The sequence below is a fragment of the Vibrio agarivorans genome (genome assembly GCF_030409635.1).
Lineage (GTDB): Bacteria > Pseudomonadota > Gammaproteobacteria > Enterobacterales > Vibrionaceae > Vibrio > Vibrio agarivorans.
Genome location: NZ_JAUFQF010000004.1, coordinates 2107849 through 2125899, shown reverse-complemented (window position 1 = coordinate 2125899; position 18051 = coordinate 2107849). Strand labels below are relative to the sequence as shown.

The following is an 18051-nucleotide window of genomic DNA, read 5'->3' as shown; positions in this document are numbered from 1 at the left end:
GCACTGAAAGGAACTCAAACTATGTGGTATGTCATTTTTTCTCAAGATGTTGAAAATTCATTAGAAAAGCGCCTAAGCGTTCGCGCAGATCATCTTGCTCGTTTATCAGAATTGCAAGAACAAGGCCGCTTACTCACTGCTGGTCCAATGCCTGCTATTGACAGTGAAAACCCAGAAGGTGCGGGTTTCACTGGTTCAGCTGTGATCGCCGAGTTTGACTCCCTTGATGCAGCGAAGGCATGGGCTGACGCTGATCCTTACATTGCCGCCGGTGTTTATGCCAATGTTATTGTTAAACCATTCAAAAAAGTCTTCTAATTATGCGTAAAGCTCTCTCTATTGCTTTAATGATTCTACTGTCTGGCTGTGCATCTAATGATGACAAACAGAAGCAGCTTGAAATGCTGGCCTCCAACCGAGCGAGCCTATTAAGTTCAGAGCTACCTATTGAGCATGGGCCACTTTCTATCATGCGAGCCTCTTCGTCAGGCACAACCATCGAGATTATGATCATCTATAACGATGATGCTCCAGGCGCTATCTCTACTCAACGATTGCTCAACGCGACTATGAGTCATTATTGCAGTGACGAAGCTGTAAGAAAGAACATGGATGTTGGCCTTACTTATCGATTAAAGATCCGCAACAGTCGGGGTCAATTGATGGTTGACCAAATGATCGATGAGACTCAGTGCCAATAACGGTTAAACTTTCGTCAAATCAATACTCTGAAAACTATCGTCAGCTTGCATAAACACAAAGCGCACTTTATAGTGCGCTTTGTTGTTATAGACTTATTACAAGTCGTATAAAAAGATACACGGAGTAACAAAAAATGAAAAAACTAGTATCAACATTAGCAGTGTCAGCGGCCCTTGCTTCATCGGCAGCTCTAGCATCAACCCCTGTGATGTTCTCTTCTCTAGATAACTTTAACGCACCAGACGAAAACGCTGTTGGCGGTGTTCGCCTAGCCGTACTTCACGGTCAAGTAGACCAACTGAAAGGTGTCGATTTCGCTGTTTTAGGTATGTCAGAAACAAACACCACGACTGGTGTTAACTTCGGCCTATTCTTTGGTGCCAATAAAGTAAACGAAAGCATGAAAGGTGTTTCTCTTGGTCTATTTAACTGGAACACGGGTGAAGCAACAGGTGTTAACTTCGGTACAGTAAACATGACGCACGACGTGAAAGGCCTGAACGCAAGTTTTGTGAACTACTCTACGGGCAACACTCTTGTTGACTTCGGTACAGTGAACTTGTCTGAAACATCAACTGTCCAGTTTGGTCTGTTCAACAACACGACAAACATTGAAGGTGTTCAAATCGGTCTTATCAACTGTGCTGCGAACGGCTTCTTTCCTTGCTTCCCTATTGTTAACTTCGCGAAGTAAGTACGTATTTATGACGTAAGAAAATGCCGACAACAATGTCGGCATTTTCTGTTTTGTCGTCACTCATTTTTGGGGCGTTTCTAGCGACCCTTCTGGCCACTATCCCTGCAATAGACGTGGCATTTTCAACTTGGCTAGCCCATAGGCTCCGCACGTTACATTATCTTGTATCGTGCCATCGATAAGCATTTGTTCAAATGTATGGATTGGAAACGCACAGCTAACAAGGTCTTCTTCTTCACTGTCTAATTTGCATCCGATAAAGTTCAACTTGGTCGCGAGATAGATATGACAGGTCTGATTCAAAAAGCCATACGCGATAGATTGTGCGCCAAGGTAATGCATTTCATCGGCTTCAAGCCCCGTCTCTTCTCTTAACTCTCCCTTTGCTAAATCAATATGATTAGCGTCGGGTTTGCTCTCCCATGCCCCTTGAGGTAACTCCCAGCAGCGCTTGCCAACGGTATAACGAAACTGCTCCACTAAATGAATTTGCCCTTCATCTACAGCAATGATCACCGCACAATCGGGTTTATCGACAACGCCATAAATCCCCTCTGCACCACTGGAACGTAGTATTTTATCTTCCCTGACACTCATCCACTTGTTTTGATAAACCACTTCTGAACTGAGTGTTTTTATATCTGTCATTTTCCTAGCCCTTAAAATATCAGTTACCTCATCATAAGCGATGAAACTTGCATGAAATAGTCTAGGCATCACATCTTTCGCCACTATTGACCTGAATTAATATTAAATACGTACTACAGAGAGAATAATAATCATCACCATAAAACAAGGAAGAACAGATGTTACGTAAAACCCTGATTGGACTCGCACTTATCTCATGCGGTGCATTAGCTGGCGAGACTACAACATACTCAATACAAGGCGTCGACTATGAAGGATATTGGTCTCCTGTGAGTGACGATGCGCCATTGGTTCTACTCGTCCACGACTGGGACGGGCTCACTGACTATGAAATTGAGCGTGTGAAAATGCTCAACGAGTTGGGCTACAACGTGTTCGCCGCAGACCTATTTGGTAAAGGCGTTAGACCGACTGAAGTCAAAGACAAAAAACAACATACAGGCGAGCTGTATAAAGATCGCGACAAATTAAGAAGCCTAATGCAGGGCAGTCTTGACCAAGCAATTGCACTTGGGGGAGATGCTGACAACACCGTTGTCATGGGTTACTGTTTCGGCGGAGCGGCAGTATTGGAAGCCGCTCGTGCAGGTATGAAGGCGCAAGGTTTCGCCACCTTCCACGGAGGCCTCGGCACCCCAGAAGGTCAAACCTATGCTGACGTCTCAGCACCGATCCTTGTGATGCATGGTACAGCTGACACCGCTATTCCGATGTCGCAATTTGCAGAGTTAGCAGACAATCTTGAGGGAGCGAAAGTGGATCATGAAATGGTCACTTACAGCGGTGCTCCCCATGCGTTTACTGTTTTTGGCAGCCCTCGATATCACGAGCAAGCCGATAAAAAATCATGGATGGCGTTTACCCAGTTCCTAACCGATCAAACTCAAGGGTAAATGAACAATCTGGAATTCTTCAAAAACAGGCCTGAGTACGGCCTGTTTTTTTTGGAACAAATGGTTACTTCATAAAGTTCACAGCACAAATCTTATTGCCATCTGGGTCACGAAGATACCCAATATACAATTTAGTACCTGCCCCTTCCCTAACTCCTGGTGGATCTTCAATCGGCTTGCCCCCGGCGTCTATACCTGCTTGATGAAACTCATCCACCTGTTCAGGCTTCGATGCCCTAAAGCCGATAGTGCTGCCATTCCCGTGAGTTGCATCACTACCATCTATGGGCTTAGTCAAAGAAAACACACCAGACTCTGTCACATAAAAACAACGTCCTTTGGGGTCGATAACCCCGGGTTTGTGGCCGAGCTTTCCTAGCACAGCATCATAAAATGCCTTTGAGTGCGCAATATCATTAACCCCAATCATCACATGAGAAAACACTTTTCACTCTCCTTAGTTATTGAAATGTGCTCTCATAAAACTAGCTACTTTTGCGATATTTGACAGAGCAAACGTCCTTCAGGTGATAAAACTCTGCGCTGGGTCAACAGCAGACAGCTAGTAATCGAAAGGTTCATCATGACAAAAATCGCCATCATGATAAGCAGCTGATATTTAATCGCGATGAGGGGAGATGTCCCAGACAAGATTTGCCCTGTCATCATTCCAGGCAGTGATACCAACCCCATCGTTGCCATTGTCGCAAGAATGGGGGCGAGTGACTTTTGCAGTGCTATTTCGACAAAGGGTCGTGAGGCATAAGTTGGGCTTGCCCCCAGAGAGATCTTACCCGCATACTCCTCTTTTCTCGCATCAAATGAACCAAAGAAGTTCTGCAGCGCGACGATATTACCGCTAAGACTGTTCCCCAATAACATTCCGGCTAGAGGAATCACATATTGCGCACTGTAGTAAGGGTCGGGTTGCACAACGCCCACACAGAGAAGAAGCAACACCGGACACAAGCCAATAAACAATCCAGAGAATACCGGGAGAAGCAGCAGAGCTTTCGGCAGACGCGCTTTACTCACTACAGAGCTCGCTCCAATTAGCATCATTACGACTAGCCAAACAATATTCACCAATAGACTCTCCAGCGCAAATAAGTACTCGAGATAGAGACCTATCAACATTAGTTGAATCGCCATACGGCCGACACCGAGCAGCATATCTTTCGCCAGTGACAGTCGAAAAAAGGCATTGATGCCTAACGGGATGACAAGCAATAAAGAAAAGAGTATCAGGTGAACAAAAGAGATATCGAGCGCGTCTTGCATATTTTATCTGTCGTCGATGAAGGCGTGTTCCAAATAATACCAGAAGCTTGCTATAGTTTGAAAAACGGCGAGGAAGTATCATCATGAAAACAATCGGTTTGTTAGGTGGCATGAGTTGGGAATCAACCGCGCATTACTACCAAGAAATCAATGAAGGGATAAAGCAACAATTAGGTGGTCTTCATTCAGCTAAGATCTGCTTATTTAGTGTCGACTTTCAGCCCATTGAGCAACTGCAGCACGCTGGAGATTGGGCACAGTGTGCCGAGATTCTTTCTACTCACGCCAAAGCGGTAGAGTCTGGTGGTGCCGATTGCCTTCTCATTTGTACTAATACCATGCACAAAGTTGCGCCCGAGATTGAACAGCAGCTTTCCATTCCACTTATCCATATTGCTGATGCGACAGCAGCAACACTGGTTAATGATGGCATTCGTAAAGTCGCTCTACTAGGAACTCGGTTCACAATGGATGAAGGGTTCTACAAGAATCGAATCCAAGATAAGTACAACATTGAAGTCATCGTTCCTCACAGTGACGATCAAACCTTAGTCCATAACATCATTTATCAAGAGCTCTGCCAAGGGGTGATCAAATCGCAATCGAAAGAGGCTTATCTTGAAATTATTCATAGTTTGTATAAACGCGGAGCTGAAGCCGTTATTTTAGGCTGTACAGAAATTGGGTTGTTGGTTCAGCAAGATGACACACTCGTTAAGCTCTATGACACCACCTTGATACATGCCCAAGCCGCTGTCGATTTTGCCCTATCTGAATAGAATTAAACTGACTCTCTAGAATTGAACTAAGCTGATTGTGAAAGCGCTGTTTATCTATGAATAGATTAAAAAGGACAAGAAGCTATGCATACCATTGTCAAAGACTTAGAGAGTCGTTATACGGTAAAACAATATGATCCCACCAAGAAAATTCCTCAAGAGAGAATCGATATTCTAAAACAGGCAATGAGACTGTCTGCCTCATCAATCAATTCTCAGCCTTGGAAATTTATCTTGCTTGAAAGTGATGAGGCCAAACAGCGTTTCCATCAAACCTTTGCGATCAAGTATCAATTTAACCAGCATCACGCTATCGAAGCATCGCATGTTCTACTGCTTGCCTATAACCCTAAGTTCACCAAAGAGCAGTATGCTCGCTGTGTAGATGTAGAGGTCGAATCCGGTCACTTACCAGCAGAAATGTACGACAACATGCTTAACGGCGGATTCACTTTTGCCGAACTCAATACCGACGAGGATGGCTTCAATGGTCACTGGACAAAGGCCCAACTCTATTTAGCGCTGGGTAATACACTGCATGTTTTAGCCCGCTTGGAGATAGAATCTACGCCAATGGAAGGTGTCGACTCAAAACTCATTGCAGAAGAGTTCAAAGATGAGTTAGATGGCTATGTGTGTGAAGTGGCGCTTGCCATGGGCTATCACAAAATAGATGAAGACTATAACCATGGTCTGCCGAAAGCCCGTCTACCTCTAGACGAGATTTTTGTGACTCTTTAGTTAACCCATCGCTTTATCAAAATAGAGTCAATGCTAGACAAATAAAAGAAAACCCAGCGCAAGGGCTGGGTTTTATCAATTTAAACTCGAAAGAAACTTAAACAAGCTCAGCTTGAAGCCAAGGCCAGCCCTGTTTCTTACGGCTTAGTGTATTTTCCATCATAAGCACGCCGTCTTTCTCATGCTTAACTAGCTTCTCAGCCCACTCACCTTTGTAAAGAAGGCGAGTCTGTGCTGTTGTGATATCTGTTAGCATTACAGCAGCAAACGCCAGACCTTCGTCGTTACAACGACGCTCAAGGTCAGCTTCAAGTGCTTCAATCATACCGTCAACTTGCTCAAGTGTTGCTAGCTCAACCTGACCTACAACAACATCACGCTCGTTAAATGGGTACGCTTTAAGATCTTTCTCTACAAGTTCTGCAGCAGAAAGGCCTTCGATGTTAGTTTTTGCGATAAGAAGCTCTTTGATAAAGGTATCTAGGTCTTCAACACCCGCAATTGTTGCTAGCTCTTGCACCGCATCTTTATCTTTCTGCGTACACGTTGGAGAAGCAAAACCTACTGTATCAGATAGAATTGCTGACATCATAAGTACTGCTAGAGGACGTGTAATTTCAGCTTGTTCCATCTTGAATAGGTTGAACAGGATTGTACAAGTACAACCTACTGGCCAGATCCACGCTTCAAGCGGGTTTACTGTCATCACATCACCTAGGCGGTGGTGGTCAACAATACCTAGAATCTCTGCTTCAGCGATATCATCTGGAGCCTGTGCTACGTCAGTGTAATCTACCAGCCAAATTTTCTGGCCTGCTACTGAAGTGCACATTTCTGGTTGATCCATACCAGCAGTTTCAAGAATGTGTTGCGTTTCACGGTTGATGTCGCCTTGACGTACTGCTTTCGCTTCAAGACCACGCGCTTTTAGAAGTTCAGCAGCAACCAATGCGCCACAAATGCTATCACTATCAGGGTTCTTATGACCAACAACTAGAATCATCTTGCTTCCTATATCATCAGGTTGACTCAAACAGTGCGACGCTTTACCTATCGCCTGCCAGTCTAGATTATAAAATTCTATTTCAACCACCAAACGGATTCAGTGGTTGTTTCAAAGGCCGATACTTTACCTGATTTTTCTATGCGTATCCAATGAAGCTTTATCGTGTTTGCGAGTTAAGCCGTCACGATCGCACGACTTGATAGGCCAGCATCAAGTGCAATTTCTAATACCTGAAGCCTCTCTTCTGTCAGGCGCTCTCCCGTCCAGTAATCATACCAATGCACAGGACTGCTTGAGGTCAGTGTCATAGTGAAAGGAGTATCATCGTAGTTAAACAAACAGTGCAGATCATTTTTCTCAGACAAAGAAAGAAAAGCATGATTCATCGACAGAGAACGGAAACTGGCCGCTGCTTGACTGTGCTTTTGTCGCACCATCAGCTTTTGCCAGGTATGAGTCGCAAACGGGGTGAGCTCGGGAAGTGGGTCTCCCGAGAGCATCAAGCCGCCACTCGCTAGTATAACGGTACGATGGAAATCATAGTATTGACGTTCCGTGCCTTGATTCGGCAACGACACCAATGTGATGCAGTCTGGGTCAATTTGCCAAAGCTGGCGATGTTGCCAACTTCGATAGAAGGTTTCTAGGGCAATCTGTCTAAAGCGCTCTGGGTGACGCTCGACATCATCCGACACGCGCATCGCGTCAACGGTTCCCAATGAAGGCCACATTGGTGCATTACAACCAAGGATCCAGCCATCTCCAACACCATCGGCAATCGCCTGCATTCCCATACGATAAGCCTGAACGCCGGTGACACCCGATTGATAACGCACGCCCTTGAGCGTCCCCCAGTAGTTTGCATCTAACTTAAACAGTTCAACACCCCACTCTTCGCGCATTGTTCGCAAAACGCGAATAAGGTGGTCTTGCACTTCTGGATTAGACGTATCCAAAATATACCAAGGCGTACAGCGCCAGCCGCCATAAGTAATGTCCTCAGCCTTAAGTAAGTCACCGTGGTCTGTTTTTACAAACCAATCAGGGTGCTGACGAAATACATTGGACTCTGGTTGCGCAATAAAGGGGGCAAGCCAAATCGCTGGTCGCTTCCCTTTACGTTTGATTTCTTGAATCAGCCCTTTAACACCCGATGAGAACTTGTCCGATGGGTCTAACCAGTCTCCCATAAAGGCCTGATAACCATCATCGAGTAATACCCACTCTAACGGATCTAAATCACCGCGCATGGCATCAAGGTTTTGTATCACATTGTCTTGTGTCACCTCGGCATAATAGGCATACCATGAGCACCAACCTACAGGGGCTTCTGATCGCACATGAGGGCGTGGCGGGTGATTGGCTTGAATAAGCTGGGCATACTGTTGATACAAATTTGCGAGGGAGTCTGCCTCAAGAACAGCAACAGATTCAAGTTCGCTATTGGTCCAGTCTTGAGGGTACGTGTGCTCACCATCGATATAAGCGGCGATCACTCTCCCTTGCTCAGTCTCTTCGATTTCAAAGTAACCTGCAAATCGATGGCAAGAAGTAAAACCAAACAGTACAAATGAATCGGCCTCTTCAATCACTAACGTGTTATAGAAACGCTTAGGGTCGTTTTGTCCATAGATTCGATAACTACTGTTATTGTCCGGGCAACGACCAATCTCTTCGACTTGTGTCAGCGTACCTCGGCATTGCGACAACATCTGAAAGCCATCGCCCAGCAAAACCGAGGAGCTTTCAGCGTCACACGGCACTTGGCACAGCTGATATCGTTCATGAATAGGCGCATTATGTAGGCCGATATAATTAAACTGTAGCTGTTGATGAACAAGTTTGACATCGATATCGGTATTTTGAATTGTCGCGACCTTATGACAAGGCAACGTGATTTGATAAGTCATAACACACCATTAATATAAACCACCAGACGTGCTCTGGATAACTCCAAGCATGTACCGAACGCGATCCTGTGTCATGACTTTTTCATTGAGAACGTGAATAAGCTGTTAGTGCGATCACGTTATGAGAGAATTTGAACGCACCAAGGAAAAACGGCCGCAAATGAGCGGCCGTCAAAAATGGGGGGAACCATTAAAATATAATTCTGTCTGCCAAATGACTCACAGCCAATGCAAAGTAATAAGAGCGATTCCACTTCATCAACACGTTGTAATTGTTATAAACCAGATAAACGCGCCCATTGTGATCATCAGGCATGATCAGCCATGCTTTAATATCTTCGTCTAACTTAGGCAACGGTGTGCCGTCATAACGAGTGACACCTAGCTTTGACCACTCTTGAAGGTATTTGCCTTTTTCAGCCTCACGCCCTTGTAACGATTCGTCGAGAGAGCCTGGAACTTGCACCTGTCGTCCCCAGGTAAAGCTATCATCCCAGCCTGATTGACTGAGATAATTTGCCGTTGATGCAAACACATCAGGCTTACTATTCCAAATATCCTTTTTGCCATCACCACTACCATCTGCAGCAAACGCCAAAAATGAACTTGGCATAAACTGACATTGACCCATTGCCCCGGCCCATGAGCCCTTCATATCATCAAGCTCGATATGTCCCTGCTCAAGAATTTGCAATGCCGCCATCAGCTCTTTTTTGAAAAACGCTTCACGACGACCGTCATAAGCCATCGTCGCGAGCGCATCTACGACTTTGTAGTTTCCGGTAAACTTACCGAAGTTACTTTCAACGCCCCATAGAGCTACAATAAAGCGCGGCTGAACGCCATATTCGTCACCAACACGTTTAAGCTCAGAATAGTGTTCTTTATATAGCGCTTTTGCTTGGTCGACCTTCCACTGTGGCACAGCACGAGGAATATATTCATCCAACGTCAAACGCCGCTCTGGCTGATTTCGATCCGCAACGACCGCTCTCGGGCGATGCTCTACATCTGCAAGTGCTCGATTCACTAACGCTGTATCAATACCTTGAGCAATGGCTTCTTGCTTGAGCTCTGCCACATACTCTTCAAAACTCTTTTCATTTGCCATAACGCCCATAGAGACAGCGGCAGACAAGATTCCAACTAACCAACGTTTCACAGTACACTCCTTTGTTAATCGCTGACAGCCAGTGAACTGGCTCTTTTATTTTACTGCTGTTGTTGCTTACTTGCTTTGTATTCTTCCAGCAAGTTTTTTGGCGGCGGTGGCAGTTGTAGGAAAAAGCCCTTTTCAGTAATCGACTCTTTCACCTTGTTCACATCCACCAAAGCTAACTCACGTGTAGCTATATTCAGTGTCATAACCAGTACAGGCTTGCCAAACATGTGCATCAACTCATCCGGAACAGCCGAAAAATCGTCTCTTTTCGCCACATAAAGATAAGCACCGTCTTTCTTGGTGCTTTTATAGATTGTACAAAGCATAGCCATCCTACTGCATGGTTTTGGCTCACAGCGCTACAAAGCGCTAATAAACACACATAATTTAAGAATTTCATACCAACAACACTTGCTGATATATAGCGGGAAATATAACATGAGTTCCCTAGGTAAAAGCAACGTCCTTTGTTCTCAGGCTTAAATAAAATGGCTCAAACTCCCGATTTAAAAGGCAGCAGTTTTACGCTGTCAGTGCTTCATCTTGCTGATATTGATGTAGACGGAAACTTAACATTCCTGCGGGAGAAAACTGAGCAAGCCCCTGCTTTTTTTGCCCATGCCCCCGTGGTCATTAACGTATCCCAATCAAGCAAAGATATTGATTTCAACACCCTGAGGTCGGGCATCCTTGATGTGGGTATGTTTCCGGTGGGCGTCACCGGTTGTAGAGATAAACGTCAGCAAACCCTCGCGGTTGAGGCGGGTTTAGCGGTAATGACTGCGAGTCGCTCAGGCAATCAAGCGCCAGCGCCGCTTGCGCCACTAAAAATTGTCCGTACTCCTATACGCTCGGGGCAACAAATTTATGCAAAGGACGGCGACTTGCTCGTATTGAGCCATGTCAGTGCTGGAGCGGAAGTGATCGCCGATGGCTCTATTCATATTCATGGCACACTGCGTGGCCGTGCGATAGCGGGAGCAAGTGGTCAAAAAGGTGCAAAGATACTCTGTAAAGATTTACAAGCTGAGCTGGTTTCTATCGCAGGCACATACTGGCTCAGTGACCAAATAAATAGCGAACACTGGAAGCAGAAAGTCATGGTCAGTTTAGATAACGACATTCTGCATATCGAGTCGCTAAAAGCATAAAACTAAAAGGAATAATACTAATATGGCACGCGTAATTGTTGTGACCTCTGGTAAAGGCGGCGTTGGCAAAACGACTTCTAGCGCTGCAATCGCCTCTGGGTTGGCACTTAAAGGTAAAAAAACGGCAGTCATCGATTTCGATATCGGCTTACGTAACTTGGATTTGATCATGGGCTGTGAACGCCGTGTTGTTTACGATTTTGTAAACGTCATCAATGGTGAAGCGACCCTGAATCAAGCGTTAATTAAAGACAAACGCAACGAAAACTTGTTCATTCTTCCTGCATCGCAAACGCGCGATAAAGATGCGTTAACACGTGATGGTGTAAAACGTGTTCTTGAAGAGTTAGATGAAGCGGGCTTCGATTTCGTTATCTGTGACTCACCTGCAGGCATCGAGCAAGGTGCGCTAATGGCGCTTTACTTTGCCGATGAAGCCATTGTTACCACAAACCCTGAAGTGTCATCAGTACGCGACTCTGACCGTATTCTTGGTATTCTCGATTCTAAGTCTCGACGTGCAGAAGAAAACCTTCCACCAGTAAAGCAGCACCTACTCCTCACTCGCTACAACCCAGCGCGTGTTAACCAAGGTGAAATGCTCAGCGTTGAAGATGTTGAAGAGATCCTGCATATCTCTCTACTGGGTGTGATTCCAGAGAGCCAAGCAGTACTCAATGCTTCAAACAAAGGCGTCCCGGTTATTTTTGATGAGGAATCTGACGCGGGTATGGCCTATGCTGATACTGTAGAACGTCTACTTGGCGACGAAGTGACATTCCGCTTCTTAACCGAGGAGAAGAAAGGCATCTTCAAGCGACTTTTCGGGGGTTAATACAGCATGTCACTACTTGAGTTTTTTCGACCGCAAAAGAAGCAATCAGCAAGCCTCGCTAAAGAGCGCTTGCAAATCATTGTCGCCGAGCGCCGCAGCCAAGATGACCCAGCACCAGATTACTTGCCTCAATTAAAAGAGGACATTCTGAAAGTCATCAGTAAATATGTTGCCATCGACCCAAACATGGTTGACCTGTCTTTTGAGCACAAAGATGATGATATCTCTGTGTTAGAGCTGAATGTGAAGCTGCCTGAAGATAATTAATGTTATTCGTGATTAAACACGACTGAATAAAAAAGAGAGCCAGCATTCGCTGGCTCTTTTTTTTGATTACGATTAAGCTCTACGCGTTCTCGAGTTCGAACTCTCGCATAAAGTCCACCAGCGCTTGAACGCCTTCGATTGGCATCGCGTTGTAGATTGAGGCGCGCATGCCACCAACAGCTCGATGTCCTTTTAATGACACTAGACCACGCTCTGTTGCGAGTTCTAAGAACTTACCATCCAATTCCGGTTTCGCCAGCTGGAAAGGTACGTTCATCAGAGAACGGTTGTTAGGGTGTACTTGGTTGCGGTAGAACGGAGATTGGTCAATGTAGTTATACAAAATTGCCGCTTTCTCACGGTTTACCTTTTCAATTGCGCCTACACCGCCTTGCTCTTTTAACCACTTAAATACAAGTCCAGATAAGTACCATGCAAACGTCGGTGGCGTATTGAACATTGACTCTTTTTCAGCCAGAACCTTGTAGCTCAAGACACTTGGTAGCATCTTGTGCGCGAACTCAAGCAGATCATCACGCACAATAGCAATCGCGATACCCGCCGGGCCAATGTTCTTTTGCGCTCCCGCGTAAATGACACCGTATTTTGACACATCGATTTTGCGCGACAAAATAGTCGACGACATATCAGCCACAATGGGCTTGTCCGTCACTGGAAGATCATTGATTTCGATGCCATCGATGGTCTCATTTGGACAGAAATGCACATAAGCGGCTTCGTCTGCCACTTGCCACTCTGTCGCAGGTTTAATGGCGACTTGACCATCAATTTCAGTTTTTGCATCAAAAACATCAACGTCACAGTATTTTTGTGCTTCGTCGACAGCACTTGTCGCCCAGTAACCACCGTCGATGTAGGTTGCTGTTGTATGCGAACCTAGTAGATTCAGTGGTACAGCAGCAAACTGAGCGCGAGCGCCACCCTGGCAGAATAAAACTTTGTAGTTGTCTGGAATTTCAAGCAAATCACGTAAGTCTTGCTCTGCTTCGTCAGCAACCTGAATGAACTCTTTGCTTCGGTGACTGATCTCCATCACTGAAGTCCCTAGTGCGTTCCAATTCACAAACTCTTGCTGCGCTTTTTGCATTACCGCTTTCGGTAAAGCTGCTGGCCCTGCACTAAAATTAAAAATGTTGTCGTTCAAAGACTCCATGATGTCGGTTGCTCCTGCATAAATATCGATTACTTGTTGGTTTAATACCATTTTTACACGCAATAAAAAAGCCCTTCTCAACGCTCGTGACGAATATTTCTTCGCGCAACTAGAACGTCAGGAAGGGCATTAGGCTCTACCACCCGTTAAGGGGCGACCATTATTGCATCATCATAGGCAGCATGAGCGCCATCAACGGGATAGTTTGTCCACTTTCAAAGACAAGATTACCTTGCTCTAACTTTGCATTGATCGTGTAGCCCGTGTCTGTCTCTTTAACAATTTCCATAATAATGGCTTCATCAATTCCCTCTTCGATGAATGGATATTCATCCACCAACTCATGAGTAAAGACTGTTTCTAACTGTCCTGTTACAGCATTACTTACACTGATAGGATCGGTTGTTAGGCCGCTAGTCCCTTCTGGCACTTCGAGCTTCCACTTTGATGAAAAATCACCGTCACCCAATGTTAACGCCATATTGTCCATCGACAAGAAGAAGCCACGCTCAATCAAAGACTCCATATGTGGCAAACTGGCGATCACATCTTGCTCGGTTAAAACCGAAGCGTTTTGATAAATGTCCATAATGGCAGCAAATGACGGTTGGTCTAGATCACCAATGGTAAAATCGATATTCAAGTTACTGATAATGCCATCTGTGGTATCCACTTCACCCACAATCACTTTATGAGTGCTACTCAAACGATCTGTCTCTACGTTTTCTTCCGCTGTAAAAGTGTATTTCGCATTTTGTAGTGCCATTGGTGATGACACGCCATCAAACAGTTGTACTTGCTCTACTTCAATACTCTGCTCGCCTAACCAAATGTACTTCGCCTTCTTGCCCTCGCCTTGTGCTTTAAGGCCTTCAATCGTAAAGCTTTCACCTGTTTCAAACTCTAGTGAAATAGATGGCACCATCATGGTAAAGTCAAGCTCACCCAACACCGTCACAGAGCCCTCTGCAACTGAAGGTGAGATAGTCAGTGACACCTCTGGGTTCTCTTCTGGCGTGTAGTGCCAGCTTGCTACATTCAGCTGATAATCTGTATTACCGTTAAGCTGAGTCGTCGTCTTTAACTCCGCAGGAATTGGAAAGTTCTCAACGGTCGAAAGTGCAGAGATACTCGCGATACCATGTGAGATTTGGCTATCAACTGTAAACTCTGTCGGCAAGCCATCGGCTTCTAACTGTGCTTTAAACACTTCATCGCGAACCGCATAGCGAGTTTTTGCCACAGAAGATAAGTAGCCACGATCATATTGAACAATTTCAGCTATCAGTACATCGTCATTGATATCTGCAATCGCATCTTCAATAACGCGTTCACCAATTTGTCCGACCGCAAGAGGCCAACAAAGTCCAAGGGCGACTACACCACCAATCGCACCTAATTTCTTTAGCTGTGTCATAAATTACTCGTAATAAAATTAAATCAAAACATTGAGATAAGTCAGAGTATTGCTTTTATTTGCCTCAAGAGCAAATTTCTCACACCTAGCTCTCAAACTCTTCCTTCATTCACTGGTAAAGTAACCTTACGGGCCGTGTATGTATTGTTCACTGCCGTGTTGATTAGTCTTCAAAACAGCAACTTAAAGGACGATTTTTTGTGAAGCGGTTTGCGATTTTATGTGTGTTTGATGATGATTTTGCCAAACAAGCGATTGAAGCATCGCTAACGTCTTTTATTCACGCCTTTGATATCCGTTACGTTAGTAAACTTGAACAAGCGCGAGAGATCATTAGCTCTGCTGCCAACGAGCAACCCCTTGCCATGGTCGTGGCTCAACATTTTAACGGCTTTGAAGGCTCTAAGTTATTAATAGAACTTGAGCATAATCCGATACATAAACCCGCAAGGCGCATCCTTGTCTCTTCTGAACAAGATTTCGGTGCCATTATTAGCGCAGTTAACCTCGGCCGTCTTGACCATTGCGAAACCTTGCCACTTAGAACTGATTCCATCCGCCCAGTCATCGTTAAAGAGCTGACTTCATTTATCATCAATCAAGATGAAGACAATATTCTCAACTATGCGACTGTGTTGGATCAAAAACGCATATTACGCAGCCACATTGATGCGAAAGTGCAACATTATCAGCGCGGATTTATCGACTACCACTTAGTGTCAGACCAAGAGCTAACAGAAAAGGTCATTCAATCACTACGCGAGTTTTTTGCCATCAGTGACGAATCCAACGCCTGCAGAACCTACTCTGCTGATCACCTATTAACCAAGGAAGGGGAAGATAACCGCTTCTTATGGTTCATCACTGAAGGTGAAGTTGCTCTGTATAAAAAAGATGATTACGGAGTGCAGCGGGAAGTGGTACGCCACGGAAAGGGGAATATTGTAGGCGGCATGTCATTTGTGACAGGCGAGGCTTCATTCTCTACTGGTTTAACCTTATGCCAGACGGAAGTGATCAAGCTTGACCGTGACATTTTTACTCAAGTGATGAACTCCAATACTGAGTTATTGCCGCTGTTCACTAACTTGTTACTGCGACACTTCAACCGGCGCTTGCAGCGCAGTATCTTTACCAAACTTGAACTGCAAAAAACCATCGAGTCCTTAGAGCTAGCCCACCAACAATTGATTGAACGTGAAAAAATGGCCGTGCTTGGCCAACTTGTGGCGGGCGTTGCTCATGAGATCAACAACCCTATTGCTGCCATCATGCGCGGTACGGAAGTGGTGATTCAAAATGTTCAAAAACTGGTGGAAATGGACTATCAACCCATCGATAAAACAATGAGCGAGCAGCTCTTTCAGCATGCGCTGGCCTCACACCCGTTATCAACGGCTGAACTTCGTAAACGCTCTCGAGAACTTGAAAAATCCCTTCCAGATCGCGTTGTTGCGAAAAAGTTGGTGAACTTGGGACTAGAAAAAGACACCACCTTGCTTAAGTTGGCAAAAAACCAGCCAGAAAAAGCAAAAGCTCTTCTTAAACACTACGAAACGCACCATCAAACAGGCAGCACGCTGCGCAGCATGGATAACTGCTCTAAACGAATAGCTGAAATGGTAAAAAGTCTCAAAGGTTACGCAAAGCCAGGTGAAGAACATTTCCAATACGCCAACATTCATGAAGGCATTGATGACACGCTGGTCATGTTTGAAAACAAACTTAAATTCCACCGTGTAGAAAAAGAATACAACGAAGTCCCGCTACTTTATTGTCAACCTAATGCACTTCAGCAGGTGTGGACCAATTTAATTTCCAACGCGATCGATGCCTTCCCTGAGCATGGCGAACTGACGGTAAGAACCGCACAAACACTGCTGGAAGGTAAAAGTTGGATTAAGGTGAGCGTTCAAGATAATGGCTCTGGTATCCCTATAGAGCTGCAAGAAAAAATATTTACACTCAACTTCACCACGAAGAAAGAAGGACACTTTGGCCTTGGCATTGGCCTATCTGTTTGCCAACAGGTGGTTGCACTCCATCAAGGTCGTATTGAAGTCGAATCGCAGCCAGGTCAATCTACTACGATGACCGTTTGGTTGCCGGTGTTGCAACAAAATATCAAGGAGAGCTTATGAGTCAGTACCTTATTTTATGCGTCGATGACGAGAGATACGTATTAGATAGTGTGTTGCAAGATTTAGAAGATTTTGAAGAACACTTCATTATTGAAGCCACTGAATCGGTCGCTGAAGCCAAAGAAGTGCTGGCCTCTGCGCAACAAGATGGTCAACAGTTAGCTTTGATTCTTTGTGACCACATCATGCCGGAACAAACCGGCGTGTCATTCTTGGTAGAACTGGACCATGCAAAAGCAACTTCCCAAGCCAAAAAAGTTCTGCTTACTGGGCAAGCGGATCTTGAAGACACCGTTAAAGCCGTGAATGAAGCACACCTTGACTACTTTATCGGCAAACCATGGAAAGGCGATGAGCTACGACATATTGTGACTCAACAACTCACAGAATATGTCATTCAACATGATGATAATTTGATGCGATGGACAGCAGTGCTCGATACTGAGCGTATTTTAAACGCCCTTTCTGACAAAAGAGCACAATTTGGTGAGTGATTGATTGTGATCTAATGACTTGATTCCATCGATAGATTATCATTGTGGCCAAATTAAGGGATAAGCAAAGAAGAACAATGACCGTTCTTCTTCGGACAGGTTTGTCGTGCATGTAGGGAAACAATTCATCTTCCCACCCTCACGACATCTTGCTTGTAAAAAGACTAGTTAAATAAGGTGTTATTTTAGTTATGCGTAAAACTGTAGTAGCAGTCGCTCTCGCATTGATTTCAACTCAAGCATTAGCGAATTCAGATAGAGAGCGTGAACGCGCGGTAATGAGTAACTTTAGTTACGACTACCTAGAAGCTCGTGTAGGTATCAGTCCTGTCACAGTGGGTGCACAGTTCAGTAAGAGTATCCACCCAAATGCGCACTTTGTTGCTCGTATCGATACAGAAATGGAAAGTGACTACGATGCTGCGGCAGGTCTTGGCTTCCATGCTCCAGTGAGTAACTGGGCAGATGTTACCGGTGAAATGCTTTTCCGTGTTCAAGACTTTAATAGCACTGAGACAGGCGTTGAAGTGAATCTAGGTGTTCGTCAATGGCTTGGTCCTCAACTCGAAGTAGGTGGTAAAGTCGGCTACGTTTCAATCAAGAGTGAAGAAGAAGTGATTGGTTCACTTCATGCTCGTTTCCACTCTACAGAGCTATTCTCACTAGGTGCGGAATTCCGTATTAACGACTCTTATGGCGAACAGCTAATGCTGTCGACTCGTTTCAAATTCTAATTTGAAACCTAATATTCAA

At 44.9% G+C, this 18051-nt stretch carries 21 protein-coding genes; 12 read left to right on the top strand and 9 right to left on the bottom strand.

From position 1 onward, the window contains the following. The first annotated feature begins 21 nt into the window (after positions 1-21). From QWZ05_RS18335 to QWZ05_RS18325, 3 genes are all read left to right on the top strand, one after another. The gene (locus QWZ05_RS18335; RefSeq protein ID WP_264877211.1) at positions 22-318 is read left to right on the top strand and encodes a YciI family protein; all 297 of its coding nucleotides are present in this window, start codon (positions 22-24) and stop codon (positions 316-318) included. Between the two features lie 2 nt (positions 319-320). Continuing rightward, positions 321-701 carry a GspS/AspS pilotin family protein gene (locus tag QWZ05_RS18330; RefSeq protein WP_290299923.1) on the top strand — a complete coding sequence of 127 codons (381 nt, stop codon included), beginning with the start codon at positions 321-323 and terminating at the stop codon, positions 699-701. A gap of 134 nt (positions 702-835) precedes the next feature. Next, positions 836-1396 (top strand): VC2662 family protein, encoded by a 561-nt coding sequence (locus tag QWZ05_RS18325; protein ID WP_264877209.1) that lies wholly within the window; start codon positions 836-838, stop codon positions 1394-1396. 99 nt (positions 1397-1495) lie between these two features. Here the strand turns inward: QWZ05_RS18325 and QWZ05_RS18320 are convergent, their stop codons facing one another. Further along, positions 1496-2047 (bottom strand): NUDIX domain-containing protein, encoded by a 552-nt coding sequence (locus QWZ05_RS18320; RefSeq protein ID WP_264877208.1) that lies wholly within the window; start codon positions 2045-2047, stop codon positions 1496-1498. A gap of 158 nt (positions 2048-2205) precedes the next feature. Between QWZ05_RS18320 and QWZ05_RS18315 the strand changes: the two genes are divergently transcribed. Beyond that, on the top strand, positions 2206-2940 hold the full coding sequence (locus QWZ05_RS18315; protein ID WP_290299919.1) for a dienelactone hydrolase family protein: 735 nt from the start codon (positions 2206-2208) through the stop codon (positions 2938-2940). A gap of 64 nt (positions 2941-3004) precedes the next feature. On the opposite strand, the gene QWZ05_RS18310 is transcribed toward QWZ05_RS18315, so the two are convergent. Continuing rightward, a complete protein-coding gene (locus tag QWZ05_RS18310; protein WP_264877206.1) occupies positions 3005-3385 on the bottom strand; it encodes a VOC family protein in 381 nt (126 codons plus the stop codon). 44 nt (positions 3386-3429) lie between these two features. After that, positions 3430-4221: an ABC transporter permease gene (locus QWZ05_RS18305; protein ID WP_264877205.1), complete on the bottom strand. Its 792-nt coding sequence runs from the start codon at positions 4219-4221 to the stop codon at positions 3430-3432. An 83-nt stretch (positions 4222-4304) separates the two neighbouring features. On the opposite strand from QWZ05_RS18305, the gene QWZ05_RS18300 reads away from it, so the two are divergent. Next, complete coding sequence (locus QWZ05_RS18300) at positions 4305-5000, top strand: aspartate/glutamate racemase family protein (RefSeq protein ID WP_290299915.1); 696 nt, start codon at positions 4305-4307, stop codon at positions 4998-5000. A gap of 84 nt (positions 5001-5084) precedes the next feature. Beyond that, a complete protein-coding gene (locus tag QWZ05_RS18295; protein ID WP_264877203.1) occupies positions 5085-5741 on the top strand; it encodes a nitroreductase family protein in 657 nt (218 codons plus the stop codon). A 97-nt stretch (positions 5742-5838) separates the two neighbouring features. Here QWZ05_RS18295 and QWZ05_RS18290 read toward each other — a convergent pair whose 3' ends face one another. The 4 genes from QWZ05_RS18290 to QWZ05_RS18275 form a co-directional block, all read right to left on the bottom strand. After that, positions 5839-6744, bottom strand: a complete 906-nt coding sequence (locus QWZ05_RS18290) for a manganese-dependent inorganic pyrophosphatase (RefSeq protein ID WP_289960986.1) — start codon at positions 6742-6744, stop codon at positions 5839-5841. 176 nt (positions 6745-6920) lie between these two features. Continuing rightward, a complete protein-coding gene (locus tag QWZ05_RS18285; protein ID WP_290299912.1) occupies positions 6921-8657 on the bottom strand; it encodes a glycoside hydrolase family 36 protein in 1737 nt (578 codons plus the stop codon). Positions 8658-8847: 190 nt separating this feature from the next. Then, complete coding sequence (locus QWZ05_RS18280) at positions 8848-9777, bottom strand: lytic murein transglycosylase (RefSeq protein ID WP_373875574.1); 930 nt, start codon at positions 9775-9777, stop codon at positions 8848-8850. Positions 9778-9869: 92 nt separating this feature from the next. After that, positions 9870-10145, bottom strand: a complete 276-nt coding sequence (locus QWZ05_RS18275; RefSeq protein WP_264877199.1) for a YcgL domain-containing protein — start codon at positions 10143-10145, stop codon at positions 9870-9872. Between the two features lie 162 nt (positions 10146-10307). Here QWZ05_RS18275 and minC point away from each other — a divergent pair, with 162 nt between their 5' ends. From minC to minE, 3 genes are read left to right on the top strand one after another with little or no spacing between them, the layout of a single operon-like run. Next, the gene (gene minC / locus QWZ05_RS18270; RefSeq protein WP_264877198.1) at positions 10308-10970 is read left to right on the top strand and encodes a septum site-determining protein MinC; all 663 of its coding nucleotides are present in this window, start codon (positions 10308-10310) and stop codon (positions 10968-10970) included. A 22-nt stretch (positions 10971-10992) separates the two neighbouring features. Continuing rightward, positions 10993-11805: a septum site-determining protein MinD gene (minD, locus tag QWZ05_RS18265; RefSeq protein WP_264877197.1), complete on the top strand. Its 813-nt coding sequence runs from the start codon at positions 10993-10995 to the stop codon at positions 11803-11805. A 6-nt stretch (positions 11806-11811) separates the two neighbouring features. Then, positions 11812-12072: a cell division topological specificity factor MinE gene (gene minE, locus QWZ05_RS18260; RefSeq protein ID WP_264877196.1), complete on the top strand. Its 261-nt coding sequence runs from the start codon at positions 11812-11814 to the stop codon at positions 12070-12072. Between the two features lie 79 nt (positions 12073-12151). Here the strand turns inward: minE and serC are convergent, their stop codons facing one another. Both serC and QWZ05_RS18250 read right to left on the bottom strand, forming a co-directional pair. Continuing rightward, entirely contained in the window at positions 12152-13246 is a 1095-nt protein-coding gene (gene serC / locus QWZ05_RS18255; RefSeq protein WP_264877643.1) for a 3-phosphoserine/phosphohydroxythreonine transaminase, read from the bottom strand. A 160-nt stretch (positions 13247-13406) separates the two neighbouring features. After that, the gene (locus QWZ05_RS18250; RefSeq protein WP_290299909.1) at positions 13407-14663 is read right to left on the bottom strand and encodes a DUF945 family protein; all 1257 of its coding nucleotides are present in this window, start codon (positions 14661-14663) and stop codon (positions 13407-13409) included. 200 nt (positions 14664-14863) lie between these two features. Here QWZ05_RS18250 and QWZ05_RS18245 point away from each other — a divergent pair, with 200 nt between their 5' ends. The 3 genes from QWZ05_RS18245 to QWZ05_RS18235 all read left to right on the top strand — a co-directional run bounded on the left by QWZ05_RS18245 (position 14864) and on the right by QWZ05_RS18235 (position 18032). After that, complete coding sequence (locus tag QWZ05_RS18245; protein ID WP_264877194.1) at positions 14864-16804, top strand: ATP-binding protein; 1941 nt, start codon at positions 14864-14866, stop codon at positions 16802-16804. Further along, positions 16801-17298, top strand: coding sequence for a response regulator (locus tag QWZ05_RS18240; protein ID WP_264877193.1), 498 nt, complete (start codon positions 16801-16803; stop codon positions 17296-17298). Before QWZ05_RS18245 ends, QWZ05_RS18240 begins: the two co-directional genes overlap by 4 nt. A 191-nt stretch (positions 17299-17489) precedes the next feature. Next, positions 17490-18032, top strand: coding sequence for a porin family protein (locus QWZ05_RS18235; protein WP_264877192.1), 543 nt, complete (start codon positions 17490-17492; stop codon positions 18030-18032). The last annotated feature ends 19 nt before the right edge of the window (positions 18033-18051 follow it).